Origin of the sequence: Curtobacterium sp. MCSS17_007 (genome assembly GCF_003234175.2) — a bacterium.
GTDB lineage: Bacteria > Actinomycetota > Actinomycetes > Actinomycetales > Microbacteriaceae > Curtobacterium.
Genome location: NZ_CP126257.1, coordinates 3,225,453 through 3,250,544, shown reverse-complemented (window position 1 = coordinate 3,250,544; position 25,092 = coordinate 3,225,453). Strand labels below are relative to the sequence as shown.

Genomic DNA, 25,092 nt, shown 5'->3' with positions numbered 1-25,092 from the left:
CCGCGGCATCAGGCCGACGCGGTGCGCCCCGGGAGCGCGAGCGCCCCACGACGGTGCACGGCCCAGACCGTCGTCGCGAAGCCCATGAGCACGGCGGAACCGACCGTCACGGCGGTCCACCCGCCCGCGTTCCAGAGCACGCCGGCGACCGCCGACCCGACCGCACCACCGGCGAAGTTCCCGGTCACGAACGCCGTGTTCAGCCGGCTCCGTGCCGCTGGGTCGATCGCGAACAGCCGCGTCTGGTTGAGCACGTTCGCGGCCTGCACACCGACGTCGAGCAGCAGCACCGCGACGAGCACGACCACGATCGACCGCGCCCCCAGGCCGGCGATCACCAGCGACACGAGCACCAGCACGAGCGCAGCACCCGTGACCGGGACCGACCAGCCGCGGTCGTGCAGCCGCCCGACCCGCTGGGCGGCGACGGCCCCGGCGAGCCCGACCAGGCCGACGGCGCCGATCGCGGTGGTCGAGTACCCGAAGGGTGCGCCGCTGAGCAGGAACGTCAGCGCGGTCCAGAACATCGTGAACACGGCGAACACCGACGCGCTGATGACCAGCGTCACGCGGACCGCCCGGTGTGCCCGCACGACGCCGACCACCGACGCGATGAGGTGCGGGTACCGCACCCGCTCGCGCCGCGGCAGACGCGGGACCGCCCGCGCGAGCAGGACGGCCAGCACGACCGCGACCACCGCGGCGAGGACGTACACGCTCCGCCATCCGGCGACCTCCGCGACGAGCCCGCTGACCGTGCGGGACAGCAGGATGCCGGTGAGCACGCCGGCCGCGATCGTCCCGACCACCCGACCGCGTGACGCCGGGTCGGCGAGGTCGCCCGCGAGCGGGATGAGGAGCTGCCCGGCGACCGTCGTGGCGCCGACCAGCGCGAGCGCGACGAGCAGGGTGGCGAACCCCGGGGCGAGCGCGGCGGCGAGCAGCGCGACGGCGGAGGCCGCGAGCACGCCCGGGACCAGGCGACGCCGGTCGACCACGTCGCCGAGCGGCACGAGCAGCAGGATCCCGAGCGCGTAGCCGACCTGCGTCAACGTGACGAGGAGCCCCGCGGAGGCGGACGAGGTCCCGAGGTCGGCGGCGATGTCGTCGAGCAGCGGTTGCGCCCAGTACAGGTTGCCGACCGCCGCACCGCCCGCCACGGCGAAGAGCAGCGTCCGACCACGCGTCATCGTCGCCGGAGGGGTCTGCCCGTTCATCGACGCAGGGTCGCGTCGGCTCCGTGTCCGGGGGCCCTTCGCGCGCGATTGGTGGCTTCGTGTCGGCGGCTCATGGGCCCCACGGTACGAGAGCGGTGGTGCGGGGAAGAGGAGCTACCGGGACTCCGTCAGCGCACGGTGGTGAGCGGTACGGACAGGATCCGGTCGTCACCGTCGCGGGGGTCGCCGCGGCCGTCGGTGTTGTTCGTCACGAACCAGAGCGTGTCGTCGGGGCCGGGCAGCACCGTGCGGATGCGACCCTGCTCGCCCTGGAAGTACACGGTCGAGCTCGAGGGGTCGGACACCGGGACGGCGCGGACGGACTCGCCCCTGAGGTTCGCGACGAAGACGGTGTCGTCGATCACGGTCAGTCCGCTCGGCGAGGCCTCGTCCGTCGACCACTGCTGCACGGGGTCGACGAAGCCGCGGTCCTCGCCGCCGGTGCCCTCGACCTCGGGCCAGCCGTGGTTCGCCCCGGGCTCGATGACGTTGAGCTCGTCCCAGCGGTCCTCACCGAACTCCGCCGCGAACATCGTGCCGTCGTCGGCCCAGCCCATGCCCTGCACGTTCCGGTGTCCGAGGGACCAGACCGGGGAGCCGTCGAACGGGTTGTCGTCCGGCACCTCGCCGTCCGGGGTCAGCCGCAGGATCTTGCCCGCCAGGGAGTCGCGGTCCTGCGCCTCGGACCGGTTGCCCGCGTCACCGACGCTCGCGTAGAGCATGTCGTCCGGGCCGAAGGCGATCCGCCCGCCGTCGTGGAAGGTGTTCGCGGGGAGCCCGTCGATCACGGTGGTCGCCTCGCCGAGCCGGTACGAGCCGGTGTCCCCGGTCAGCTCGTAGCGCTCGATCCGGTTGCCGTCGTCGGCGGTCGAGTAGACGAACAGGTCGTCATCGTGCAGCGCGAGGCCGAGGAGTCCGCCCTCGCCGCCGTGCCGGACTCCGTCGACGGTCCCGACCTCCCGCGTCGAACCGTCCGCCCGCAGTTCGAGGATCCGCGCCGAGTCCCGTTCGCTGACGAACGCGTCGCCGTCGTCACCGACCGGGACGACCGACCAGGGCGCATCGAGGCCGGAGACGACGTCCGTGGTCCGGCCGTCCGGTGCGAGCTGCCCTGCCGCGAGGTCGGCCGGCGGGCTCGCGGTGCTGCCCTGCCCGGCGGAGTCGTCCGGACCGCTCACCGCCCGGTCGTCGGAACAGGCGGTCAGGCCGAGGGCGGCCACGACGGCCAGTCCGACGGCGGACCAGGTACGACGGCTGCGGCGTGTGCGGGTGGTGTCCACGGTGTTCCTCCCGGGTCGAGCCCCGAGTCCACACGGCCCCGTCGGGAAACGGCTGGGGGTTCCCGGCGGAACCCCTCACCGCTGCGCACCCCGGCCTAGCGTCGGTGCCACACCCACGGAAGGACCACCGCATGACCACCATCGCCATCGTCGGCGCCGGCAAGGGCCTGGGGCTCGCCGTCGCGGACCGCTTCGGCCGCGAGGGCTTCGACATCGCCCTGATCTCCCGCAACCAGGACCGGCTCGACTCGCTCGCCGCCGAGCTCCGGTCGTCCGGGTACCGCGCGCAGGGCTTCGCCGCGAACGTCCGCGACGGGGACTCGCTCCGTGCCGCGCTCGAGGCCGCGACCGAGCAGCTCGGCCCGATCGAGGTGCTGCAGTACAGCCCGCTGCCCGCGAAGGAGTACATGCGCCCGGTGCTCGAGACCACCGCCGAGGACCTCGTCGGACCGATCGAGTTCTCGGTCTACGGCTCGGTGAACGCCGTGCGCCAGGTGCTCCCGGGCATGCGGGCGATCGGGACGGGCACGATCCTGTTCGTCAACGGGGGCAGCGCGGTCCGTCCCGGCGCGCGGGTCACCGGTACCTCGGTCGCCTTCGCGGGTGAGAGCGCCTACGCGCAGCTCCTCCACGACGCGGTCGCCGACGAGCACGTGCACGTCGGCCAGCTGATCATCCCGTTCGGCATCGACGACGGGCAGGACGGTCACTCGTCGGCCGCGGTCGCCGAGCGGCTCTGGACGATCCACACCGAGCGCGGCGCGTTCCGGACGTACGCCGAGCCGCTGCCGGAGTGACCTAGCGTGCGGTCTGCTCGATCGCCTGGGCCATCGCCGCAGCGACCGAGCGGTTCGCCTCGGCCGTCGGGTGGATGCCGTCCGGTGTCGTCCCGGGCAGGTACGCCCCGTCGGCTGCCCGGAGCGACCGGAACGGGTCGACGAACGCCCACCCGTGTGCGTCGGCGTCCGCGTGGAGCGCGTCGGTCAGCACGAGCTGACCGGAGCGGCGATCGGCACCCCAGCGGCTCCACGTCCAGTCGGACGGCGGTCCGGCGACGACGAGCACCCGTGCCGCGCCGACCCTGCGGACGATCGCGCCGACGTCCGCGATGGTGCGGTCGAGGGGGACCGCCTGGTTGACGTCGTTCGTCCCGACCTCGACCACGAGCACGCGCGCCTGCGGGACCGGGCCGATCTCGGCGAGCACCTGATCGGCGCGGTACCCGCTGTGGGCGTAGCCGCCGACGGCGTGCAACCGGTCGTCGGACTCGAGCTGGTGCAGCCACGAGTCGGGCCGGGCGGTGATGGAGTCGCCGGCGTACGCGAACGGCACGGCGTCCGACAGTGCCGGGGTGTCCAGTGCGCCGGAGACCACCTGGTCCGGCGTCCGCGGGCGAGCGAGGTCCGTCGTGCCGCGCTCGACGCGGGTGTCGGTCGTTGCGGCGACGGGGCGGTCCTCTGCGCTCGCCGTGTGGGGCGACGCGACGACGAAGACGCCGGCGCCGGCGATGCAGACTGCGGAGACGATGCTCGCGACGAGGGCGAGGCGGGTGGTGCGGGACACGGGTACAGGTGTCCCGCGGATCGACGTCGAGCACCAGTGCGCCCAGCTGGGGAACCGCCGCCGTGGCTGAGGGTCCTCGCCGGAGCTCACAGCTGCACGGCGGGGACGACGACGAGACGATCGGCCCAGGTCGGGCGGACGAGCGCTGTGGTCCGGGCCAGGACGGCCACGCCGTCCTCGGCGAGCCGACGCAGCAGGGTGACGTGCAGGAGGTCGCGCGGGTCGTCGGCCAGGACGAGCAGTCGGTCCCCGACGACGCTCCGTGCGAGGGCGACTCCCCGCTGTTCGTCCGCGAGCAGGTCGTCCGGGAAGGCGTCCGCACGGTGCTCGAGACCGACTCGTCGGAGGGCGGCCGACGCGGCGTCCCGTGCGGCGGCTCCGTCCCACCCGTCGAGCTCCAGCGGCAGGGCGGCGTTCGCGAGGGCCGTGAGCGAGGGCACCAGTCGGTGGTCGGTGCTCGCGGTCCCGACGACCCGGCGTCGCAAAGCCGCGGCGTGGGGCTCGGGGAGCCCGTCGAACACACGGTCGCCCACCCGGCTCGCTGTCGCTGCAGCGGTCAGGGCGGCCTCGGACCCGTCCCCGCAGACCGCGAGCACCTCCCCCGCACGCACGGCGACGGCGGTACCGCCGACGGCAGCGCGGACCGTGTCCACGGTGCCGTCGGCCGCTCCGCCGCCGTCGTGCATGCCGCGCACGGCACGTGCCGTCGCGGCCACCTCTCCTGCCATGTCCACCCCCCCGGTCTGTCCACAGGACGCAACCAGTGTGCAACGCCGAGGTGGCGCAGCGCGACCACCGTTGCCGAGTCGTGATCGGCGGCGACCGTGCGTCGAGGTCGGTCAGCGGGTCACTCCCCCAGCTTCGACAGCTCCGCGAACTCCTCGTCGGTCAGCTCGATCGTCGCGCCCTGCAGGTTGTCCTCGAGGTGGTCCACGCTCGACGTCCCCGGGATCGGCAGCATCACGGGCGAGCGCTCGAGCAGCCATGCGAGCGCGAGCTGCGCCGGCGTCGCACCCTTGCGCTGCGCGATCTCGGTGAGCGGCGAGTCCGCACCGGTCAGGCCACCGGTCGCGAGCGGGAACCACGGGATGAAGCCGATGCCCTGCTCCTCGGACCAGTCGAGGAGCTCCTCGGCGTCGCGCTTCTGCAGGTTGTAGAGGTTCTGCACGGAGACGATCGTGGCGATCTCCTGCGCGGCCTTCACCTCGTCGACGGAGACCTCGGAGAGGCCGATGTGGCGGATCTTGCCCTCGTCCTGCAGCTTCTTGAGCTCACCGACCTGGTCCTCGAGGGGCACCTTCGGGTCGATGCGGTGCAGCTGGAACAGGTCGATGCGCTCGAGGCCGAGGCGGCGGAGGCTCATCTCGGCCTCCTGGCGGAGGTACTCCGGACGGCCGACCGGCGGCCACTCGTTCGGGCCGGTGCGGGTCAGGCCGGCCTTGGTCGCGATGACGATGTCGTCGCCGTACGGGTGCAGCGCCTCACGGAGCAGCTCCTCGGCGACGTACGGGCCGTACGAGTCGGCGGTGTCGAAGAAGTCGACGCCGAGCTCGACGGCGCGCTTGAGCACACGGACGGCCTCGTCGTGGTCCTTCGGCGGACCCCAGACGCCCGGGCCGGTGAGCTGCATGGTGCCGTAGCCGAGGCGGTGGACCTCGAGGTCGCCGCCGATGCGGAACGTGCCCGAGGCGGCGGCAGGACGGTTCGTGGTGTCGGTACCAGTGGTCATGCCCCCGGTCTACGCCCGTGGTGTGACCCGTTGCTGGATCGCTGTCCCCCTCGCGCGCGCACCGGACGCGGCCGGCGCATCGAACCACGTTCCCGACGTCGAACCAGCCGCGCGCCCTGGTTCGACGTCGGAAAGCTGGTTCGACGCACCGCGGCCATGCGTCGCCGCCACCTGCCGCGGCCCGGGTACGTAGGGTCAGCGCCGCGGGCGCGGGTAGGGGGTCTCGCCGCGCGCGAGCCCGGCGACGAGCTTCGCGATCCGGTTCGCCCGCGCGGTGTCGCTCGGTGCGGTGGCGACCCGGTGCAGCACGGCGTACCGGTTCGTGGCGTCGAGTCCGGCGAACAGGGCGGCTGCCGCCGGCTCGGCGTCCAGTGCGGTCCGCAGGTCGTCGGGCACGGTGGCGGTCGCGGCGCCGGCGTAGGCGCGGTCCCACCGGCCGTCGCCCTTCGCCCGGTCGACCTCGGCGCGACCACGGGCTCGCATGCGTCCGGCGTCCTCGAGCGCCGCGACCAGCCCGATGTTCCGCTGCGACCAGAGCGACGCCCGGCGGCGCGGGGTGAACCGCTGCCGGAAGGTCGCCGTGTCCCGGCCGCGCTTCTGTCCGTCGATCCACCCGGAGCACAGGGCCTCGTCGAGCGCCTGGTCGTAGGTCAGCGAGGTCGGCTCCGTGGTGCCCTTCTTGGCCAGCACCAGCCAGACGCCGTCGGGGTCGTCCTCGTGCGCGTCGAGCCAGGCGCGCCAGGCTGCCGCGTCGGTCAGCACCAGGTCGTCGTCGTCCACGTGGTCATCGTAGGACGGACCGTCCGCGCCGAGCGCTGCGTCGTCAGCGGGCCCCGCCGCTGCTGATCCGCACCGCGTCGGCCCACTCGTGCACCCAGCCCGGCAGCGTGAGGTCACGCGGGGCCCCTCCCGCCGCGGCCACCAGCTCCTCCGGGGTCACCTGACCGCCCGCGCGCCGCAGGAACCGGGCCTGCACCACCGCCCGCGCGACGACGGCACCCTGGCGGACGAAGGTCTGCTCCATGTACACGGCCCGCTCGTCGACGCCGAGCACCTTCGTCAGCAGCGTGAAGCGCTGTCCGAGCGTCAGGGAGCGCTTGTACGTGATGGTCTGCGCGGCGACGACGGCGTACCAGCCGCGACGCGACGCCTCCTGCCAGAAGCCGGACCGCGCCAGCAGGTCGTACCGGCCGAGGTCGAGCATCGACAGGTACTTGCCGTTGTTCACGTGGCGCAGGGGGTCGAGGTCCGTCGGTGCGACGCGGAACGGCGTGCGCGCCTCGTCCCAGAGCGAGGGTCGGCGTCCCGGTAGTGCGGCGGCCAGCCGGACGCGCAGGGTGAGCAGGAGCAGCCGCAGGTACAGGTTCACGAGCCGATCACACCAGTGTCCCGACGGGGCGGTCGAGTGCGTTGGAGGAACCGCACCGTCCGCGCGGTGCCGAGTGCAACAGCATGCAGCCGACCCTCCAACCGAGCGAGCCGCTGGACGACGGCTCGGATCCGGTCAGCCCGGGAACGCGCCGCCCGCTCCGCTCGTGCCGGGGTGGGCGGACTTCGCGAGCCCCTCGGTGACGGCGTGCGCTGCCGAAGCATCGGACATCGCGCGCTCCCCGACGCGCGGGTCGACGGGTTCCAGGTGCGCCATCGCCCGGCGGCGACGGGCGTTCTGCACCTCGAGCACGACGAGCAGCGCGGCGACGGCCACGACGACCCCGATGACGATCCAGACCACGGTCATGACGTTCCCCTTCCGTCGGCGGACGCTGTCCGTGCCCTCAGCGTAGCCGTGCCGGTACCTCCCTGACGAGGGGCAGCCAGGAGTAGACCTGCAGGCATGCAGACACGCACGCTCGCAGACCTCGAGGTCGGCTCCGTCGGCCTCGGCACCATGGGCATGAGCGCCTTCTACACGGGCGCCGGCTCCGACGACGACGAGTCGATCCGCACCATCCACCGCGCGATCGACCTCGGCGTCACCCTCTTCGACACCGCCGAGGCCTACGGCCCGTACACGAACGAGGAACTCCTCCGTCGCGCCCTCGGCGACCGCCGCGACCAGGTCGTCATCGCCACCAAGTTCGGCCTCTACCGGCACGAGGCAGGGGAGCAGACCCCCGCGCAGCAGCGCGGCATCTCCAGCGCTCCCGAGTCCGTGCGCGAGGCCCTCGAAGGGTCCCTCCGTCGGCTCGGCACCGACCACATCGACCTGTACTACCAGCACCGCGTCGACCCGGCGATCCCGATCGAGGACGTCGTCGGCCAGCTCGCCGGCTTCGTGCAGGAGGGCAAGATCCGTCACATCGGGCTCTCCGAGGCGAGCGCCGCGACGATCCGCAAGGCCCACGCCGTGCACCCGATCACCGCGCTCCAGAGCGAGTACTCACTGTGGACGCGCGACCCGGAGGGCGAGGTGCTCGACACCCTCCGCGAGCTCGGCATCGGCCTGGTGCCCTACTCGCCGCTCGGCCGCGGGTTCCTGACCGGTACGATCACGAAGCCGTCCGACCTGGACGAGGACGACTTCCGCCGGCAGAACCCCCGGTTCGCGGAGCAGGCGTTCGCCGAGAACATGAAGATCGTCGACGCCGTGCAGGAGATCGCCGACGAGGTCGGCGCGACGCCCGGGCAGGTGGCGCTCGCCTGGCTGCTCGCGCAGGGCGACGACGTGGTGCCGATCCCCGGCACGAAGCGGGTCACCCGGCTCGAGGAGAACGTGGCCGCGGCCGACGTGACGCTCTCCCCCGACCAGATCGAGCGCCTGTCGGCACTGCCCGTGCCGACCGGCGACCGGTACCCGGACATGTCGTCCATCGGTCGCTGACGCGACCAGGTGGCGGACGGGAGGCGCGGTGCCAGCTGGCGCCGCGCCTCCCGTCCGTCGCGGCGGCAGCGGTCGCACCGGAACGTGCGTTCCGGGGCAGGGGTGCGTGACGCGCGCGACCCGTGCTCGTCACGGGGTGGAAACAGGGGCTCCCTAGCGTCGAGGTGACACGTGACCGGCGACGCGACGGGGGCACCCATGACCAGCACGAGGACACCACGGACCACCACCGGACCGGACGGGGTGGACACCGTCCCACCGCTCGCCAGGCTGCTGCCGCTCGGCCTGCAGCACGTCCTGGCGATGTACGCGGGTGCCGTCGCCGTGCCGCTCATCGTCGGCGGGGCACTCGGGTTCGACCGCGCAGACCTGGCGTTCCTCATCAGCGCCGACCTGTTCGTCGCCGGACTGGCCACGATCGTGCAGTCGGTCGGCTTCTGGCGGTTCGGGGTCCGGCTGCCGCTCGTGCAGGGCGTGACCTTCGCCGCCGTCGGTCCGATGATCGCGATCGGCTCGGCGCACGGCATCACGGCGGTCTACGGGGCGACGATCGCCTGCGGGGTGTTCATGGTGCTCGTCGCCCCGTGGTTCTCGCACCTCGTCCGGCTGTTCCCGCCGATCGTCACGGGCACCGTGATCCTCATCATCGGCGTCTCGCTCACGAGCGTCGCCGCCGGCTGGATCACCGACGGTGGGAAGGACGGCGCTGCCGATCCGCTCGACGTCGCCTTCGCAGCCGGGGTGCTGCTGGCGATCGTGCTCGTCGAGCGCTTCGCGCCGCGTGGACTCGCGCGGGTGTCGGTGCTGCTCGGGCTCGCGCTCGGCACCGTGGCGGCGCTGTTCGTCCCCGGGATGGTCGACGGCTCCGGCATCGGCGACGCCGCCTGGTTCGCGGTCGTCACGCCGTTCCACTTCGGCCTGCCGACGTTCGACCTCGCCTCGATCGTGTCGATGCTCGTCGTCGGGCTGGTCATCATGACCGAGACCACGGGCGACATGGTGGCGGTCGGTGAGGTCGTCGACCGTCCGGTGTCGAAGCGGACCCTCGCGGACGGACTGCGGGCCGACGGACTCGGCACCGTCGTCGGCGGGGTGTTCAACACCTTCCCGTACACGGCGTTCGCGCAGAACGTCGGGCTGGTGGCGCTCACCGGTGTGCGTTCCCGGTACGTCGCGACGGCCGCGGGCGGCATCCTCGTCGTGCTCGGCCTCGTGCCGAAGGTCGCGGCCGTCGTCGAGGCGGTGCCGCACGCGGTGCTCGGCGGTGCCGGCGTGGCGCTGTTCGGCATGGTCGCGGCGAGCGGCATCCGGACGCTGTCGAAGGTGCGGTTCGACAACCGGAACGTCCTCGTCGTGGCGATCCCGCTCGCGATCGCCCTGCTGCCCACCGTGGCACCCGAGATCTACGGGGCGTTCCCGACGTGGTTCACGCTCGTGTTCGACTCGGGCATCTCGTCCGGGGCGGTCGCGGCGATCCTGCTCAACCTGCTGCTCGGGTCACGTGGCCTGCGGGAGCGGTACGGTGCCGACCCCGTGGCGGGCTCGTACGACGCGGTGCGCTCGACGGCCCCGGTCGCCACGGTGCCCGACGGCCGGTCCTGACGCGCGGCTGCGCCGGTCGCGCCCGGCCGCGCGGCCGGGCGGTCAGCTGCCGCGGTAGGTGCTGTGGGCGAAGGGGCTGAGCAGCAGCGGCACGTGCAGGTGCTCGGTCCCGGTCACCGTGAACGCCACGACGACGTACGGGTGGAACGTCGGCACGCCGGCCGCCCGGTGGTGGGCTCCGGTGTCGAACCGGAGCTCCAGGTCACCGCGGGGCAGCACGTCGGGACCGAGCCCGGCACGGCCGTCCGCGTCCGTCTCCCCCGTGGCCAGGACCTCGCCGTCGGGGGTCCGCAGGGTCACCGCGACGCCGGCCGCGGGGGTCCCGGTACGGGCGTCGAGCACGTGCGTGGTGAGGTGCGGGACGCTCAACGTGGCACGGATCCGGTGCACGGCGATGTCGGCCAGGGCAGCGGTGGCCTCGGCGACCTCTGCGTCCGGGTCGCCCGCGAGCCGCCGTTCGAGCTCGGTGAGCAGCTCCTCGGGCGTCCGCCCGGCTGCGCGCACGAGGAACACGCGGCCGAACCGCTCCTCGTAGGCGGCGTTCCCGCGGGCGATCGCCGCCGCGACCCCGTCCTCGGCGGTCGCCATCGCCCCCTGCTCGCGGGCCGACGACGCCTCGGTGGTGCGCTCGCCGATGCGGGGGTGCTCGGCGAGGGCGGTGTCGAGGTCCGCGGCGGTCCACCCCGCCGCGGCCTCGGTCGCTGCCGCGATCAGTGCCGGCACGGTGCGGAACGGCCGGGCGGCCACCAGGGCGTCGGCCCACGCGGGCACCGCTGCCCAGTGCAGGGCGGTGCGGCGGGCGTCGTCGGCAGGGGCGGAGTCGAAGTCGCGGAGGTCCACCCGCCACACCCTAGGGACCGCGCGTTACGCCGGCGTTTCCGCGCCTCAGAGCTCGGCGGCGAACGAGGCCGCGCGCAGCTGCAGGTCCTCGATCCGCCGGGTCCGGGCGGCCTCGACGTCGTGTCCCTCGTACGCCGGTGGCACCGGCCGCCGGACGTTCCGCGAGCACTGGAAGTCCTGGCACACGAGCGTGCCGACGGTGTTGCCGTTCCGACCAGCCTTGCCCGAGCGCTTCGCCGAGTAGAAGACGACGTCGTTCGGCAGCGTGACGTCCTGGCACCACGAGCACTGCGCCCGTGCACGCGGCGACGCCTCGGCCTGCCGGAACAGGATGCCGACGAGGTCGCCCTCGAGCGTCGGGACGACGGCGTACGCGCGGCGGGGGGTCTTCGGGTCGCGCCACCCGAGGAAGTCGAGCGACTCCCAGTCGAGCGTCTCGAGGTCGGTGGGCAGCGTCAGGTCCGCGACCTCCTTGCGGGAGGCGTTGACGAAGGACGAACGGATGGTCTTCTCGCTGATGGGCAGCACGGTGTGGTCGCTCTCGACAGGGCCCGGGCGCGGGGACGCGCCGCACGGGCGGAGGTGTGGTCAGGGTTCGACGAACGCGGCCGTGCCGGACGGCACAGCCGGGGGCGTCACGCCCTGATGCCGGCGCTCTGTGCGCCGACCACCTCCTGCTGACTCACGGCTCCAGCCTACGACTGCGTGTCAAGCCGGGCGTGTCGAGCGTGGTCGGGGTCAGGGCCGGTGCAGGAGGACGACCGACCCGTCGAGCATCGGCTGCCGACGGAGCGTCCCGAACCGGGCGTCCCACTCGCCCGATGCGAGCGCGTTGCGCAGGGCGGCGACCGAGCGGCGGGCGGTCAGGTCGTCGACCAGGCGCCAGGCGGGATCGGCGGCGCGGACGTCGGCGTCGAGCAGCCGTTCCGGTCGCGCGTAGTAGCCCTCCCCGAAGCCGTCCACGCAGGTGAAGGGCACCGGCAGGCGCACGACCTCGGCGGACGGACCGACGAGCGCCGCGAGCTGCTCGACCGCGGGCAGCGTGTCGGCCTCGGCGGCGACCACCTCGGGCGCGTACTCGGCGAGCCAGCCGGCGCGGAGGCGGTCCGGGTCGCGACCGAGCACGACCGACCAGCCGTCCTCGGGCACCGGGGCACGCTCGAGCGCCGCGGTCGTCGGGAACGTCAGCAGCGTCGCGTCCGCGGTGCCGTCGCCGACCGGCTGCCGGTCCCCGGGGACGTACGAGACCGGGCCCGACCGGAGCTCCCGCACGGTCGGCGCACTGCCGAGGGCCTTCGCGACCGCACGGAGGAAGGACGGCTCGGCACGGCGGTGTCGCCGCAGGAGCGCCGCGGTGTCCTCGTCCACCGGCATCCTCGTCACCGCCCCACCCTACGGACGCTCCCTGCTAGCGTCGTCGCATGCTCTCCGGGGGATTCGCCGTCGTCAGCCTCGTCTACCTGGCGGTGGTCGTGCTGCTGCTCGTGCTCGTCGTCGCGCTCATCGTGCTCGTCTTCGCCGCGGTCCGGGTGCTGCGGCTGACCGCGACCGAGAAGGAGCTGCGCATCGACCGGCTCCGCGTCGACTCGCTGGTCGACACGCTCGGGAGCGACGACGACGGCACCGATGACACGGCCGCCTCGGGTCGTCCCTCGGGTCCGTCCGCCTCCTGACAGCGACCCGCCCGGCGCTCAGTCGTCCTGCTCGGCCTCGCCCGCGCGCACCGCGGCGAGCCGCTCAGACCGTTCCGTCGCGGCCCAGGTGCCGAGGAGCGCCAGTGACCGCTCGGACTCGCTGCCCGGCTCCGCCGAGTACGTGAACATCGTCAGGCCCGGGTCGGCGACGAGCTCGAGCGCCTCGAAGTCGAGCTGCAGCTCGCCGACGATCGGGTGTGCGATGCGCTTGCCGCCGCGGCGGTGCATCCGCACGTCGTGCGCAGCCCACCAGCCGCGGAACTCCTCGCTCCGGGTCGAGAGCTCGCCGACCAGGGTCACCAGGCCCGGCTCGCACGGGTTCGCGACGGCCGCTGCGCGCAGGACGGCGACCGCCTCGCGCGCGGTGGTGGACCAGTCCGGGAAGAACTCGCGCGCGGCCGGGTCGAGGAACGTGAAGCGTGCGGTGTTCACCGGGCGCCCCGGGCCCGCGAACATCGGCGCGTACAGTGCCCGGCCGAGCTCGTTCGTCGCGACGACGTCGCCGCGCTCGTTCCGCACCCAGGCGGGCGCGCCGGTGATCGCGTCGAGCAGGCGCTGCACGCCCGGTCGGACACGCGTCGGCACGTTCCGGTGCATCACCTTGACGCCGGCGTTGGCCAGGCGGGCGAGGTCGAACAGGTGCACCCGCTCGTCCTCGTCGAGCTGCAGGGCACCGGCGAGACCCTCGAGCACGCTGTCCGAGACGCCCTTGAGCGAACCGCGCTCGAGCCGCGTGTAGTAGTCGACGCTGACGCCGGCGAGCATCGCGACCTCGTGCCGACGCAGCCCGGGCACCCGACGCACACCACCGCCGAACGACGGCATCCCGACCTCGTCGGGGGTGAGCCGTGCCCGTCGGGAGGACAGGAAGTCACGGATCTCGTTGCGCACGTCGATACCCATGCGACGAGCGTACGTCGCGCGACCGGTCCGGAGACAGGCTCCCGCGGTACCCGCCACAGCGCCGGGGGAGCGAGACGCCGCCGGAGGAGCGAGGCGCCGCCGGAACCGGCGGCGTCTCGAGGATCGCGGGGCGTCTCGCACTGCGGGACAGGCGGGACCGGCGGGCACTGCGGAACTGGCGACGGACGGGAGGCGCGGTGCGGGCCGGCACCACGCCTCCCGTCCGGTGGGGACGCGGCTAGGAGACGGGCGGGGCGGTCTCTGCGGGCTCGGCAGCCGACGTCGGTTGCGCGGTGATCCGCACCCGCGCGACGCGGTGCCCGTCCATCGCGGTGACCTCGAGCCGGTGCGCACGGACGTCGACGACGTCGCCGATCTCCGGCACCCGGTCGAGGTGCACCTGCACGAGCCCACCGACGGTCTCGTAGTCGCCGTCCGGCAGCTGCGGGCCGCCGTCGGCGGCGAGGTCCTCGAGCACGGTCGCACCGTCGATGCCGTCGGACCGGGCCGCGGACGCGTCGTACTCGGCTGTGTCCCACTCGTCGCGGATGCGGCCGACCAGGTCCTCGAGCAGCGCCTCGAGCGTGACCATGCCGGCGCTGCCGCCGTACTCATCGACGACGAGCGCGATCTGGTGGCCGTCGTTGCGCATGTCGGCGATGGCGCTCGACAGCGACTTCGTCTCCGGCAGCGCGAGCACCGGGCGGACCAGGGTCGACACGGCGGCGGTCGGATCGGTCGGCCGGAGCAGGTCGCGCAGGTGCACGAAGCCGGCGACGTCGTCGCGCGAGCCCCCGGTCACGAGGTACCGGGTGTGGCCCTCGTCGATGGCGTGGTCGGTCGCGTCGGCGATGGACAGCGACGCGTCGATGGTGGCGACGTCGTACCAGGGGCGCATCGATTCGCGGAGGATCCGGTCGCCGGCGTCGAGGGCGCTCCGGGCGATCCGACGGCCCTGGGCGTCGATGCCGTCGTGCTCGTCGACCAAGCCGCGGAGCTCCTCGGTGCTCATCGACGCACTGCGGGCGTCCGGATCCCCACCGAGCAGGCGCACGACGGCGTCCGTGGTTCTCGAGAGCACCCAGATCACCGGGCGCATGAGCGTCGCGAAGCGGTCGAGCGTCGGTGCGACGGCCATCGAGAAGCCCTCGGCGCGCTGCAGGGCGAGCCGCTTCGGCACGAGTTCACCGAAGACGAGCGACAGGTAGGCGATGACGAGGGTCATGAGCACGAGCGCGACCGCCTCGGCGGCACCCTGGTCGAGTCCCGTGCCCGTGAGCAGCGGGGCGATGTCGGGTGCGATCGACGAGGCGCCGTAGGCCGCCGAGAAGAACCCGGCGACCGTGACGCCGATCTGCACGGCGGAGAGGAAGCGGTTCGGGTCACGGCCGAGCGCCGCGACCCGGGCGCCGCGGGACCCGCGACGTTCGAGCTGCTGCAGCTGGGACTCGCGGAGCGAGACGAGGGCGATCTCGGCGGCAGCGAAGACACCGCCGACCAGCACGAAGAGGATGACGAGCCCGAAGGCGATCCAGGTGTCGGCGTCCATCAGCGGGACACAGCCGGGGATCGACGACGGGCGGGCGGTCTGTGGTGATCGTCCATGCTGTGATCCTGCACAGGTTCGCTGGGACGCCGCCGCAGCCGTGCTGCACAGGTGCTGTGGGCCGGGGCCCGCGGTACGGGGCGTCAGTGGCGCCGACACCCGCTGGGTGCTCGGATCAGATCGTGAGCGAGCGGCCGATCCGGGCCTCGAGCCAGGCCTCGGGGTCGATCGGGGTCACGCCGTCCATGAGGACCTCGAGGTGCAGGTGCGCACCCGTCGAGACCCCGGAGGACCCGACGCTGCCGATGAACTGGCCGGCCTCGACGGTGTCACCGGCCCGCAGCGGCGACGATCCGGGGATCATGTGCCCGTAGAGGGTCGAGACCCGGCGGCCCTCGATCACGTGGTCGATGATCACGGTCGTGCCGTACGAGAAGTACGTGCCGGAGACCCGGACCTTGCCCGCAGCGACGGCACCGATCGGCGCGCCCATGCCCGGGTTGAAGTCGAGGCCCTGGTGGAGCGAGGAGCACGCGCCGCACGGAGCGGAGCGGTACCCGAAGCCGGAGCTCATGCGCACGGGGCCCGGGAACGGCGAGCGGACCTCGCCGCCGTACGACACCGCGCCCTCGGCGCCACCGTCACCGGCGACGACGACCTGCTGCCCGCCGCCGACCGTGAAGTCGTCGCGGTCGAGGGCGGCCGCCGTGACGGCCTGGGTGACCGCGTAGTCCTGGGTGCGGACCTGCGGCGCGAGCGTGGACGTCGCGAGCGAGGTGCCGGCGCTGGCGTGCGCGGGCATCGCCGAGGCGGCGAACATGGCGAGCGCCGCCACTGCGCTGGTCAGCGTGATGCGGCTGGCGCGGTGCGACCGGGCCGGACGAGCACCACGTGCCGACGGTGCCGCGGCGGCCGGCAGCGCGGCACTCGGGCGACGGACGACCCGGGTGATCCGGGCGTCGACGTGCTCCGTGGTGGCACGGGCCTGGGTCGCGCGTCGACCACCCCGCGCGGTGACGGGGACGGTGTGCGGCGCGGGAGCCTGCGTCGCCGCGTGCTCAGGAGCGGGGGAGGCGGCGGCGGCCGGGAGGACCGCGTCCGAGCGGGAGGGACGGGGAGCGCGGGAGCGGCGGGCCGGCTTCCCGGCCGCGGCGCGTTCGGCCTCGAGGGCCGCGCGACGGGACAGGTGCACGACCGGGGTCTCCGGCTGCTGCTGGTCGGTGTCGTGTGTCGTCGTCATGGCCGCAGACCATTCTGCACGAGTCTGTCGCTTTGTACAGGGGTGATCGTGATCTTCCCGTTACCTCCCGGCTGGCAGTCCGCTGACGCGACAGCTCCACTGCGTGCCCGCTGGGTGTCGGGTCGGTAGTGTCCGAGTCCAGCGACCGGAAGGACCTGCACCATGGCCCGAACGCCGCGGGAACGGCACGAGCCCATCGACCTCGCGACCGCCGAGGTCGTGCTCGCCGGCACGCAGGAGCTGCTCCCCGTGCTCCGCGCCTCGGCCGTGCGCGCGGGCGTCGATGCAGCGCGGATGCGGGTCGTGGGGGTCGACGACCTGCCCGATCCGCACGAGCACGCGGACGCCGACCTTGCGGTGATCGCGATCCGCCGCCCCGGCGACGACCCGGCGTTCCACCGGGCGCAGGAGGCCGCCGAGCGCATCGCACCGCTGCTCGCGCCGAACGCGGTGCGGATCGTCATCACGGTCTCCGGCGTCACCCGTCTCGCGCCGCGGGTCGAGCGGACCCTGACGTCCGAGGTGCTGTACCAGATCGGTCTCGCCTCGGCCCGCTCGGGGTTCCGGCGTCCCTTCCGGAGCCTGCGGACCCGCCTCGGCACCGCGGGCCTGCGGGCAGCCGGGGTGCGGGTGTTCCGGATCTCCGTCTGAACCCGCCACGAGCAGGTATCTTGATGTCGAGACATCTCGCGCCGCGAGTAGCGTGGACCTACCGACGGCATGAACAAGGGAGTACCCGCCAGCATGGCCAAGATCATCTACACGCTCACGGACGAGGCACCGTTCCTCGCGACCCACTCGTTCCTCCCCGTCGTCGAGGCCTTCGCGCGCACAGCGGGCGTCGACGTCGAGACCCGCGACATCTCGCTCTCCGGCCGGATCATCGCCCAGTTCCCGGAGCGGCTCAGTGACGAGCAGCGCCTGGACGACGCCCTGGCCGAGCTCGGGGACCTGGCGACGACGCCGGAGGCGAACATCATCAAGCTGCCGAACATCTCGGCGTCGATCCCCCAGCTCAAGGCCGCGATCAAGGAACTGCAGGCCCAGGGCTACGACCTGCCCGCCTACCCGGACGAGCCGACGACGGACGAGGAGCGCGACGTCCGCGCCCGCTACGACCGCGTCAAGGGCAGCGCCGTCAACCCGGTGCTGCGCGAGGGCAACTCCGACCGCCGCGCGCCGCTGTCGGTCAAGAACTACGCGAAGAAGCACCCGCACCGCATGGGCGCCTGGAGCGCCGACTCGCGGACGAACGTCGTGACGATGGGCAAGGACGACTTCCGCTCGAACGAGCAGTCGTGGATCGCGCCCGCCGACGACACCCTGACGATCGAGTTCGTGGCCGCCGACGGCACCACCACCGTGCTCAAGCAGTCGATCCCCGTCCTCGCGGGCGAGGTCGTCGACGGCACCGTGCTGCACGTCCGCGCCCTCGAGGCCTTCCTGCAGGACCAGATCGCCGCCGCCCAGGAGCAGGGCGTCCTGTTCTCGGTGCACCTCAAGGCCACGATGATGAAGGTCTCCGACCCGATCATCTTCGGCCACGTCATCCGCGCGTTCTTCCCGACCGTGTTCGAGCGCTTCGGGGCCGACCTGGCAGCCGCCGGGCTCAACCCGAACGACGGCCTCGGCTCGTTCCTCGCCGGGCTCGACAGCGTGCCGAACGGGCCTGCGATCAAGCAGGCGTTCGCGGACGGTCTCGACGCCGGCCCCGAGCTCGCGATGGTCGACTCCGACAAGGGCATCACGAACCTGCACGTCCCGAGCGACGTCATCGTCGACGCCTCGATGCCGGCGATGATCCGCACCTCCGGCCACATGTGGGGCCCGGACGGCGAGGAGCACGACACCCTCGCGGTGATCCCGGACTCGAGCTACGCCGGCATCTACCAGGCCGTCATCGAGGACTGCCGCGCGAACGGCGCCTTCGACCCGTCGACGATGGGCTCCGTGCCGAACGTCGGGCTCATGGCGCAGAAGGCGGAGGAGTACGGCTCGCACGACAAGACCTTCGAGCTGCCCGGCGACGGGAAGGTCCGCGTCGTCACGAGCTCCGGCGAGACGGTCATCGAGCACGACGTCGAGCAGGGTGACATCTGGCGTGCCTGCCAGACCAAGGACGTGGCGATCCGCGACTGGGTGAAGCTCGCCGTCACGCGTGCCCGTGCGACCGGTTCGCCCGCCGTGTTCTGGCTCGACGAGACCCGGGCGCACGACGCGAACCTCATCGGTCTCGTGCGGACGTACCTCGGCGACCACGACACCGACGGGCTGCAGATCGAGATCCTGGCCCCGGAGGACGCCATGCGCTTCTCGCTCGAGCGCATCCGCCGCGGCGAGGACACCATCTCGGTCACGGGCAACGTCCTCCGCGACTACCTCACCGACCTGTTCCCGATCATGGAGCTCGGCACCTCGGCGAAGATGCTCTCCGTCGTCCCGCTCCTGGGCGGCGGCGGCCTGTTCGAGACCGGTGCCGGCGGTTCGGCGCCGAAGCACGTGCAGCAGCTCGTCGAGCAGGACTACCTGCGCTGGGACTCGCTCGGCGAGTTCCTGGCACTCGCGGTGTCGTTCGAGCACCTGGCCGGGGTCACCGGCAACGCGCGGGCGAAGGTCCTCGCGGACACGCTCGACCGCGCCACGGGCACGTTCCTCGACGAGGACAAGTCGCCCGGTCGCAAGCTCGGCTCGATCGACAACCGTGGCAGCCACTTCTACCTGGCGAAGTACTGGGCCGACGAGCTGGCCCGCCAGACCGAGGACGCCGAGCTCGCGGCGGCGTTCCAGGGTCTGGCGTCGACGCTCGACGAGCAGGAGTCGACGATCGTCGACGAGCTGGTCGCCGTCCAGGGCAAGCCGGCCGACATCGGTGGGTACTACCGCCCGGACACGGCGAAGACGAACGCCGTGATGCGTCCGTCGGCCACCTTCAACGAGGCGCTCGCCGCCCTGTAGGCGACGGTACGACGGACGGGAGGCGCGGTGCCGGCTGGCACCGCGCCTCCCGTCCGTCGTGTGGTCGCGTCCCGCCCGCCGGTCCGCCCCGCCGGCCCCTTCCCGTTCTGTTCTGGTCGCAGGACATGCCGTCGCGGCCGGAGGTGAGCGGCAAGTCGTGCGACCGGAACGACCGCGGGCGGCAAGCCGTGCGACCGGAGTGGCCGAGGGTGGCGGAGCGTCAGCCCTTCGGCACCGGGGGACCGATGACCAGCAGGGCGGAGAACACGAGCGCCACGGCCACGACACCGATGCCGGCCGCCAGCGCCGGCCGACGCACCACGAAGAAGAGCAGGCGGTCCCGGACGCCCGACCGGCCGTCCGGCGAGCGGCGCCAGGGCCCGTCGAGCATGCCGCGGCGAGCGACCCCGACCTCGAACGGCACCGTGGCGTACGGCACGACGGCACTCACCCACCCGAGCACGAGCGCGCCCACGGACCAGCGCTGGTTCACGGCGACGACGGTGGTCACCACGAGGTACGCCAGGAACACGAACCCGTGGATGCTCCCGCCGATCCGCACGCCCCACTCGCCGGCGTCCAGCCCGTACTTGAGCACCATCCCCGCGATGAGCAGCGTCCAGGTCACGAGTTCGGCCACCGCGGCGGCGCGGAACAGGGAGCGAGGGGTCATGCCGACATGGTCGCGCACCCGTCCGGGAGAACCCCCGACACACCGCCTGTCGTATCGATTCGACCAGGGGAGCGGGTAGCGTCGGGGGCATGTCAGCGCCGACCGAGAGCCGTCCCCTGAACATCGTCGTCTGGAACGAGAACGTGCACGAGAGCCGCGGCGACGCGACCGTGCTCGGTCACTACCCCGACGGCATGCACACCGTGATCGCCGCAGCGCTCCGCGAGCACCACCCGGAGGCCTCGGTTGGCACCGCCACGCTGCAGGAGCCCGAGCACGGACTGACGGTCGAGCGACTGGCCGCGACCGACGTGCTGTTCTGGTGGGGCCACGTGGCGCACCAGGACGTCTCGGACGAGGTCGTCACCCGCGTCGTCGAAGCCGTCCACGCCGGCATGGGTCTCGTCGTCCTGCACTCGGGGCACTACTCGAAGCCGTTCACGCGCCTGATGGGAACGACCTGCTCCCTGAAGTGGCGCAACGACGGGGAGCGCGAGCTCGTCTGGACGATCGCGCCCGAACACCCGATCGCCGCCGGGGTGCCGCACCCGATCGTCATCGACCGCCAGGAGATGTACGGCGAGTACTTCGACATCCCCCGTCCTGACGAGGAGGTCTTCCTGTCGACCTTCGCCGGCGGCGAGGTGTTCCGCTCCGGCGTCGCGTACCGTCGCGGCCTCGGCCGGGTCTTCTACTTCTCGCCGGGCGACCAGGAGTACCCCGTGTACCACCACGCCGACGTCCAGCGGGTGCTGGCGAACGCCGCAGCCTGGGCCGCCCCGACCGCCGAGCGCCGTCAGCTCACCGCCGACCCCCACCCGCGGGACTGGTTCCTCAGCCAGGGTGCGGGTACACAGGAGGGGTGACCAACCATCTCGACGGTGCGGACCGCCGCACCGCGGTGATCGAGGCGCTCGAGGTACTCGGATCAGGGCCCGAGGAGCGCTTCGACCGCATCACCCGCATGACCCACGAGGCGTTCGGCGTCCCGCTGACCTTCCCCAACCTCGTCCACCACGACCTCGTCACCACGCAGTCCACGTACGGGTTCCAGCAGGGGACGAGCGTGCCCGCGAGCGAGCAGTTCTGCGCGACCACGGTGCTGACGCCCGGACCGATGGTGATCCCGGACACGGCGCTCGACGTCCGGTTCGCCCACACGCCGGCCGTGACCGAGTACGGGGTCCGCTTCTACGCGGGCGCTCCGCTCACCATGCCGGACGGCACCCGCGTCGGCACGCTGTGCGTGATGGACGCCCAGCCGCGCGAGTTCTCGGACGAGGACCTCGCGCTCCTCGGCGACCTCGCGCGCTGGGCGGAGCGCGAGCTCGGCCACGTGATCGAGCGCGGCCGGGTGCAGCGGGTGCTCGCCGGCCTGGTGCCCGACCCCGTCACGGTGCCCGGGGCGTCGCTCGACGGTGTCGTGGTGCCGGACGAGGACGGCGGCGACCTGGTCGACTGGCGGGTCGCCGCGGACGGCTCGGTGCACGTCACCGTCGGCACGGTGACCGCGGCGGGGCGTGCGTCGGCGCTCCTCGCGGCCTCGGTGCGCGCCGCCGTCGTCGCCCGGACGGACGTCCCGCTCCGCGACGCGGTCGCCGGCCTGGAGGCGCAGCTCACCCCCGACCTGACGACCGCGGGAGCCGTCGGGTCACTCCTGCACCTGCGGTTCGACCCGACGTCGGGTCACGCCGAGTGGGTGGACGCCGGCCACGGCCCGGCGCTGCTCGTCCGCGCCGACGGCTCCGTGACCCCGCTGCGCTCGACCGACCTGCCGATCGGCCTGCAGCCCGCCGGGGTCGCCCGCACCGTCGGCGCGATCGACCTCGCGCCCGGTGACCGTGTCGTGCTCGTGACGGACGGCGCCCTGACCCTCGAGGGGGTCCGCGACGCGGCGGGGCTCGCGGGTCTGGCCGCAGGGCACCCGGACGACCTCGTCGACCACGTCCGGACGCTCGTGCCGGCCGGCGGTGCCCCGGCCGACGTCTCGCTGGCGGTGCTCACCCGGCGCTGACCAGCGGGGCCGGTGCCGGTGCCCGGGTCAGCGTCCGCGCGGCGCCGGTCGACCCGTGGCGGCGGCGACCAGCAGCGTCGCCAGGAGCCCGAAGCCGGCGAGCTCCACCCCGAGCCCCGCGGTCTTCCAGTAGGCACTGGCGACGACCTGCGGCTGCGTGATCGCGTCGGGCCACCACGGGTCGAGGAACGGGACCGTCCCGGGGAACGGGTCGAGACCGAGGACGACGAGCCCGCCGAGCAGCAGCAGGACGCCGAGGCCCGCCATCGCCCCGCGGGACCGGTGCAGCATCCGGACGACGAGCGCGGCGGCCATGCCGACCATGCCGAGCACGGCCACCAGGAAGGCGATGACGACGACGGGCTGCGGTGCGAGCGCGACCCAGTCGAGCACGGCGATCGGCAGCAGCAGCCACCGCCCCGCCCGTACCCAGCGCTGCGGGTTCCGCCATCCGTCCATGCCCGTCACCGTACGACAGCGCTCGGGGGGTCCCCTGAGGGCCTCCTCCGCGCGGGGCCGCCTGGCTAGCATCGACCGCATGGCGCAGGACGGCCGGATCAGGCAGGAACGAGCGGTCGCGACCCGTGCGGCCCTCATCGAGGCGGCGGCTGCCGAGTTCGACGAGCGCGGCTACGTGGGGGCGTCGATGGACGGTGTCGCCGAGCGCGCCGGCATGACCAAGGGCGCGCTGTACTTCCACTTCCGGTCGAAGGCCGACATCGCGAGCGCCGTGATCGCGCGCCAGGACGAGATCTCCCGGCACTACGCGGAGGTCGCCGCCACCCGGTCGACGTCGCCACTCGAGTCCCTCATGTGGATGTCGCAGGGCGTCGCGACCCAGATGGCCGAGGAGGTCGTGGTCCGCGCGGGGCTCCGGCTCGCCGCGGACCCGAACGCTCGACACATCCCGCGCGAGCACCCGTTCGAGCGCTGGGTCGAGCACACGGCGGACATCGTGCGCCGGGCGATCGACGCCGGCGAGGTCGACCCGTCGTGGGACCCGGTGCTCGTCGGACACGTGGTGAGCCCGGCGGTCGCGGGCGTGCAGATGGTGTCGGACATGCTGCACGACCGCGCCGACCTGTACGAGCGGTTGCAGGAGCTCTGGACGATGCTCCTGTCGGCGATGGCCACCGAGCGGACCCGTGCCGAGGTGCCGCGACTCGTGGCGATCATCCGGCCTCAGGACCCCGCGGACGTCTGAGCGACGCGGGTCCCCCCAGGGACACCCACGTCGCTGTGCTTGGAGGATACCAAGGAGTACGTTTCCGGAGCAGCCCCTCTTCGTGGGGATCGGCGAGGACGTCGCTACCCTGTCCCGATGGGCACCCCGCAGGCCGAGTTCCACGTCGACGTCGACCTCGTCGCCGCACTGCTGCGGGACCAGCACCCGGACCTCGCGGACCTGCCGCTGCGGGTCGTCGCGAACGGGTGGGACAACGTCATCGTCCGGGCGGGCGAGCACCTGGCCGTCCGGCTGCCCCGACGTGCCGCCGCTGCGGAGCTCGTCGAGCACGAGCAGCGGTGGCTGCCGTCGATCGCCGCCCGGGTCGGTGCCGTCGCGCCGGTGCCCGAGCCCGTCCGCACCGGCCGCCCCGCCCTCGGCTACCCGTGGGCCTGGAGCGTCGTGCCCTGGCTGCCGGGCCGTCCCGCGGGCGAGCACCCGCAGGGGGAGCGGGTGGCGGGGGACATCGCGGCGTTCCTCGGCCGCCTGCACGTCCCGGCCCCGGCGGACGCCCCGGTGAACCCGGTCCGCGCCGTCCCGCTCGCCGCCCGGAGCGAGGCGGTGCGCACGCGACTGGCGACCGCGGACGTGCCCCGTGCCGTGGAGGCGGCCGCGCTCTGGCGGACCGCGGCCGCCGCGCCCACGTACGCCGGGCCTCCCGTCTGGGTGCACGGCGACCTGCACCCGTTCAACCTGCTCGTGGAGCCGTCGCCGCTCGGCGACCGGCGGCTGTCGGCCGTCGTCGACTTCGGCGACGTGACCGCGGGGGACCCCGCTGTCGACCTGGCGACCCGCTGGCTGACGCTCGACGGTGCCGGCCGCCGGACGTTCGCGGAGCTCGTGGCCGCGGACGACGCCACCTGGTCGCGCGCCCGTGGGTGGGCGGTCGCCGTCGCGTCCGCGCTGGCGACGACCGACGACGACGCCTTCCGGACGGTCGCGGCCCGCGCGTTGGACGCGGTGCTGGACGACTGAGCCCACCCGGGCTTATCGTTCCCTCACCTGTCCGTGCACTGGAGATCGGAGGGGCCTGATGACCCTCGAGTTCCGCGTCCCGCACGACGTCGACACCGACGCCGCTCCCGCCACGTCCGCCCGCTCCGCCGCCGGCGTCGCGCCCTCGGGCCGGGCCGGTCTGGGTGGCCTGCTCGACCGCCTCGCCGCCCGCCGGGCAGCGGCCCGCGACCGACGACTCGTCGCGCACCTGCACGAACTCGACGACCTCCAACGACTGCTGACGAACGCGCGCGGGGTGGTCGAACGCGGGTGGATCCAGCACTCGTGGTTCGCGTACCTCGACGAGCACGGTCGGCTCCGGAAGGCGTCGAGCGCTGCCGCGATGGACGTGCAGGGCAGACCCCTGGTCGCCGCCTGCATCGTCGGTGCCGTCGTGTCGGCCGCGGGCGGCCCGCAGGTCGTGCACTCGCAGCAGGTGCAGCGGGCGCTCGACTTGGTCTGGCACGCCCTCGCCGCCGACGAGGGGCAGCCGGTCGTGTGGTGCCCCGCCCCGGACATCCGGATGGCCCGCGTCCGCGACCTGACGACCTGGAACGACGGACCGTCCCGGACCGCTGCCGAGGTGTCGTCGCTGCTGCTCACGGCCGAGCGGGTCGCCGTGCACGAGTCCGAGCGCGTGGCCGCGCGACGGCGGCCGGAGGGTGCCCGGTAGCCGACACCGGCTCGGTATCGTTACCGTTCTCCCAGGTGAGCGGCCGTACTGCATCCCTGACCGGGGGTTTCCGGCTGACGGGATCCGCAGGAAACGGATGATCCGTGTGCATCGAGTTCGC

At 73.3% G+C, this 25,092-nt stretch carries 27 protein-coding genes and 1 pseudogene; 11 read left to right on the top strand and 17 right to left on the bottom strand.

Annotated elements, in window-relative coordinates:
* Positions 1–8 precede the first annotated feature (8 nt).
* Complete coding sequence (locus DEJ22_RS15460) at positions 9–1,217, bottom strand: MFS transporter (RefSeq protein ID WP_111227273.1); 1,209 nt, start codon at positions 1,215–1,217, stop codon at positions 9–11.
* 128 nt (positions 1,218–1,345) lie between these two features.
* The gene (locus DEJ22_RS15455) at positions 1,346–2,497 is read right to left on the bottom strand and encodes a PQQ-dependent sugar dehydrogenase (RefSeq protein WP_111227274.1); all 1,152 of its coding nucleotides are present in this window, start codon (positions 2,495–2,497) and stop codon (positions 1,346–1,348) included.
* A gap of 131 nt (positions 2,498–2,628) precedes the next feature.
* On the opposite strand from DEJ22_RS15455, the gene DEJ22_RS15450 reads away from it, so the two are divergent.
* Entirely contained in the window at positions 2,629–3,294 is a 666-nt protein-coding gene (locus DEJ22_RS15450) for an SDR family NAD(P)-dependent oxidoreductase (protein ID WP_111227275.1), read from the top strand.
* Between the two features lies 1 nt (position 3,295).
* On the opposite strand, the gene DEJ22_RS15445 is transcribed toward DEJ22_RS15450, so the two are convergent.
* The 6 genes from DEJ22_RS15445 to DEJ22_RS15420 form a co-directional block, all read right to left on the bottom strand.
* On the bottom strand, positions 3,296–4,060 hold the full coding sequence (locus tag DEJ22_RS15445) for an SGNH/GDSL hydrolase family protein (RefSeq protein WP_181430810.1): 765 nt from the start codon (positions 4,058–4,060) through the stop codon (positions 3,296–3,298).
* An 86-nt stretch (positions 4,061–4,146) separates the two neighbouring features.
* Positions 4,147–4,788, bottom strand: coding sequence for an FtsE family protein (locus DEJ22_RS15440; protein ID WP_181430813.1), 642 nt, complete (start codon positions 4,786–4,788; stop codon positions 4,147–4,149).
* A gap of 119 nt (positions 4,789–4,907) precedes the next feature.
* Entirely contained in the window at positions 4,908–5,789 is an 882-nt protein-coding gene (locus DEJ22_RS15435) for an aldo/keto reductase (protein WP_111227277.1), read from the bottom strand.
* A 195-nt stretch (positions 5,790–5,984) separates the two neighbouring features.
* A complete protein-coding gene (locus tag DEJ22_RS15430) occupies positions 5,985–6,569 on the bottom strand; it encodes a YdeI/OmpD-associated family protein (protein ID WP_111227278.1) in 585 nt (194 codons plus the stop codon).
* A 43-nt stretch (positions 6,570–6,612) separates the two neighbouring features.
* Positions 6,613–7,158, bottom strand: coding sequence for an acyl-CoA thioesterase (locus DEJ22_RS15425; RefSeq protein ID WP_111227279.1), 546 nt, complete (start codon positions 7,156–7,158; stop codon positions 6,613–6,615).
* A gap of 135 nt (positions 7,159–7,293) precedes the next feature.
* On the bottom strand, positions 7,294–7,527 hold the full coding sequence (locus DEJ22_RS15420) for a hypothetical protein (RefSeq protein ID WP_111227280.1): 234 nt from the start codon (positions 7,525–7,527) through the stop codon (positions 7,294–7,296).
* A 96-nt stretch (positions 7,528–7,623) separates the two neighbouring features.
* Between DEJ22_RS15420 and DEJ22_RS15415 the strand changes: the two genes are divergently transcribed.
* Positions 7,624–8,610 carry an aldo/keto reductase gene (locus DEJ22_RS15415; protein ID WP_111227281.1) on the top strand — a complete coding sequence of 329 codons (987 nt, stop codon included), beginning with the start codon at positions 7,624–7,626 and terminating at the stop codon, positions 8,608–8,610.
* Positions 8,611–8,808: 198 nt separating this feature from the next.
* The gene (locus DEJ22_RS15410; protein ID WP_258379625.1) at positions 8,809–10,212 is read left to right on the top strand and encodes a nucleobase:cation symporter-2 family protein; all 1,404 of its coding nucleotides are present in this window, start codon (positions 8,809–8,811) and stop codon (positions 10,210–10,212) included.
* A 42-nt stretch (positions 10,213–10,254) separates the two neighbouring features.
* On the opposite strand, the gene uraH is transcribed toward DEJ22_RS15410, so the two are convergent.
* The 4 genes and pseudogenes from uraH to DEJ22_RS15390 form a co-directional block, all read right to left on the bottom strand.
* Entirely contained in the window at positions 10,255–10,581 is a 327-nt protein-coding gene (gene uraH, locus DEJ22_RS15405; RefSeq protein WP_181430844.1) for a hydroxyisourate hydrolase, read from the bottom strand.
* 6 nt (positions 10,582–10,587) lie between these two features.
* Positions 10,588–11,052, bottom strand: a pseudogene (uraD, locus tag DEJ22_RS15400) (2-oxo-4-hydroxy-4-carboxy-5-ureidoimidazoline decarboxylase); the annotation flags it as partial.
* A gap of 45 nt (positions 11,053–11,097) precedes the next feature.
* Positions 11,098–11,580 (bottom strand): FBP domain-containing protein, encoded by a 483-nt coding sequence (locus tag DEJ22_RS15395; protein WP_111227282.1) that lies wholly within the window; start codon positions 11,578–11,580, stop codon positions 11,098–11,100.
* A gap of 210 nt (positions 11,581–11,790) precedes the next feature.
* On the bottom strand, positions 11,791–12,426 hold the full coding sequence (locus tag DEJ22_RS15390) for an SAM-dependent methyltransferase (protein ID WP_111227283.1): 636 nt from the start codon (positions 12,424–12,426) through the stop codon (positions 11,791–11,793).
* A 47-nt stretch (positions 12,427–12,473) separates the two neighbouring features.
* On the opposite strand from DEJ22_RS15390, the gene DEJ22_RS15385 reads away from it, so the two are divergent.
* Positions 12,474–12,725: a hypothetical protein gene (locus DEJ22_RS15385; protein ID WP_111227284.1), complete on the top strand. Its 252-nt coding sequence runs from the start codon at positions 12,474–12,476 to the stop codon at positions 12,723–12,725.
* 18 nt (positions 12,726–12,743) lie between these two features.
* Here DEJ22_RS15385 and DEJ22_RS15380 read toward each other — a convergent pair whose 3' ends face one another.
* From DEJ22_RS15380 to DEJ22_RS15370, 3 genes are all read right to left on the bottom strand, one after another.
* Entirely contained in the window at positions 12,744–13,649 is a 906-nt protein-coding gene (locus DEJ22_RS15380) for a helix-turn-helix transcriptional regulator (protein ID WP_181430815.1), read from the bottom strand.
* Between the two features lie 238 nt (positions 13,650–13,887).
* Positions 13,888–15,198 carry a hemolysin family protein gene (locus tag DEJ22_RS15375; protein WP_111227285.1) on the bottom strand — a complete coding sequence of 437 codons (1,311 nt, stop codon included), beginning with the start codon at positions 15,196–15,198 and terminating at the stop codon, positions 13,888–13,890.
* Between the two features lie 172 nt (positions 15,199–15,370).
* On the bottom strand, positions 15,371–16,435 hold the full coding sequence (locus DEJ22_RS15370) for a M23 family metallopeptidase (RefSeq protein ID WP_111227286.1): 1,065 nt from the start codon (positions 16,433–16,435) through the stop codon (positions 15,371–15,373).
* A 162-nt stretch (positions 16,436–16,597) separates the two neighbouring features.
* Here DEJ22_RS15370 and DEJ22_RS15365 point away from each other — a divergent pair, with 162 nt between their 5' ends.
* Together DEJ22_RS15365 and DEJ22_RS15360 are read left to right on the top strand one after the other, a co-directional pair.
* Positions 16,598–17,086, top strand: a complete 489-nt coding sequence (locus DEJ22_RS15365; RefSeq protein ID WP_111227287.1) for a hypothetical protein — start codon at positions 16,598–16,600, stop codon at positions 17,084–17,086.
* A 93-nt stretch (positions 17,087–17,179) separates the two neighbouring features.
* Positions 17,180–19,390, top strand: a complete 2,211-nt coding sequence (locus DEJ22_RS15360) for an NADP-dependent isocitrate dehydrogenase (protein WP_284174739.1) — start codon at positions 17,180–17,182, stop codon at positions 19,388–19,390.
* 220 nt (positions 19,391–19,610) lie between these two features.
* Here the strand turns inward: DEJ22_RS15360 and DEJ22_RS15355 are convergent, their stop codons facing one another.
* Positions 19,611–20,063 (bottom strand): DUF3817 domain-containing protein, encoded by a 453-nt coding sequence (locus DEJ22_RS15355; RefSeq protein WP_111227441.1) that lies wholly within the window; start codon positions 20,061–20,063, stop codon positions 19,611–19,613.
* Between the two features lie 89 nt (positions 20,064–20,152).
* Between DEJ22_RS15355 and DEJ22_RS15350 the strand changes: the two genes are divergently transcribed.
* Positions 20,153–20,929: a ThuA domain-containing protein gene (locus DEJ22_RS15350; protein ID WP_181430817.1), complete on the top strand. Its 777-nt coding sequence runs from the start codon at positions 20,153–20,155 to the stop codon at positions 20,927–20,929.
* Complete coding sequence (locus DEJ22_RS15345) at positions 20,926–22,077, top strand: SpoIIE family protein phosphatase (protein WP_111227288.1); 1,152 nt, start codon at positions 20,926–20,928, stop codon at positions 22,075–22,077. Before DEJ22_RS15350 ends, DEJ22_RS15345 begins: the two co-directional genes overlap by 4 nt.
* 27 nt (positions 22,078–22,104) lie before the next feature.
* Here the strand turns inward: DEJ22_RS15345 and DEJ22_RS15340 are convergent, their stop codons facing one another.
* Entirely contained in the window at positions 22,105–22,536 is a 432-nt protein-coding gene (locus DEJ22_RS15340; protein WP_181430819.1) for a hypothetical protein, read from the bottom strand.
* A gap of 79 nt (positions 22,537–22,615) precedes the next feature.
* Between DEJ22_RS15340 and DEJ22_RS15335 the strand changes: the two genes are divergently transcribed.
* The 3 genes from DEJ22_RS15335 to DEJ22_RS15325 all read left to right on the top strand — a co-directional run bounded on the left by DEJ22_RS15335 (position 22,616) and on the right by DEJ22_RS15325 (position 24,971).
* Positions 22,616–23,281, top strand: a complete 666-nt coding sequence (locus DEJ22_RS15335; RefSeq protein WP_181430821.1) for a ScbR family autoregulator-binding transcription factor — start codon at positions 22,616–22,618, stop codon at positions 23,279–23,281.
* A gap of 117 nt (positions 23,282–23,398) precedes the next feature.
* On the top strand, positions 23,399–24,277 hold the full coding sequence (locus tag DEJ22_RS15330) for an aminoglycoside phosphotransferase family protein (RefSeq protein ID WP_111227291.1): 879 nt from the start codon (positions 23,399–23,401) through the stop codon (positions 24,275–24,277).
* A gap of 58 nt (positions 24,278–24,335) precedes the next feature.
* On the top strand, positions 24,336–24,971 hold the full coding sequence (locus DEJ22_RS15325; protein WP_111227292.1) for a DUF6197 family protein: 636 nt from the start codon (positions 24,336–24,338) through the stop codon (positions 24,969–24,971).
* The last annotated feature ends 121 nt before the right edge of the window (positions 24,972–25,092 follow it).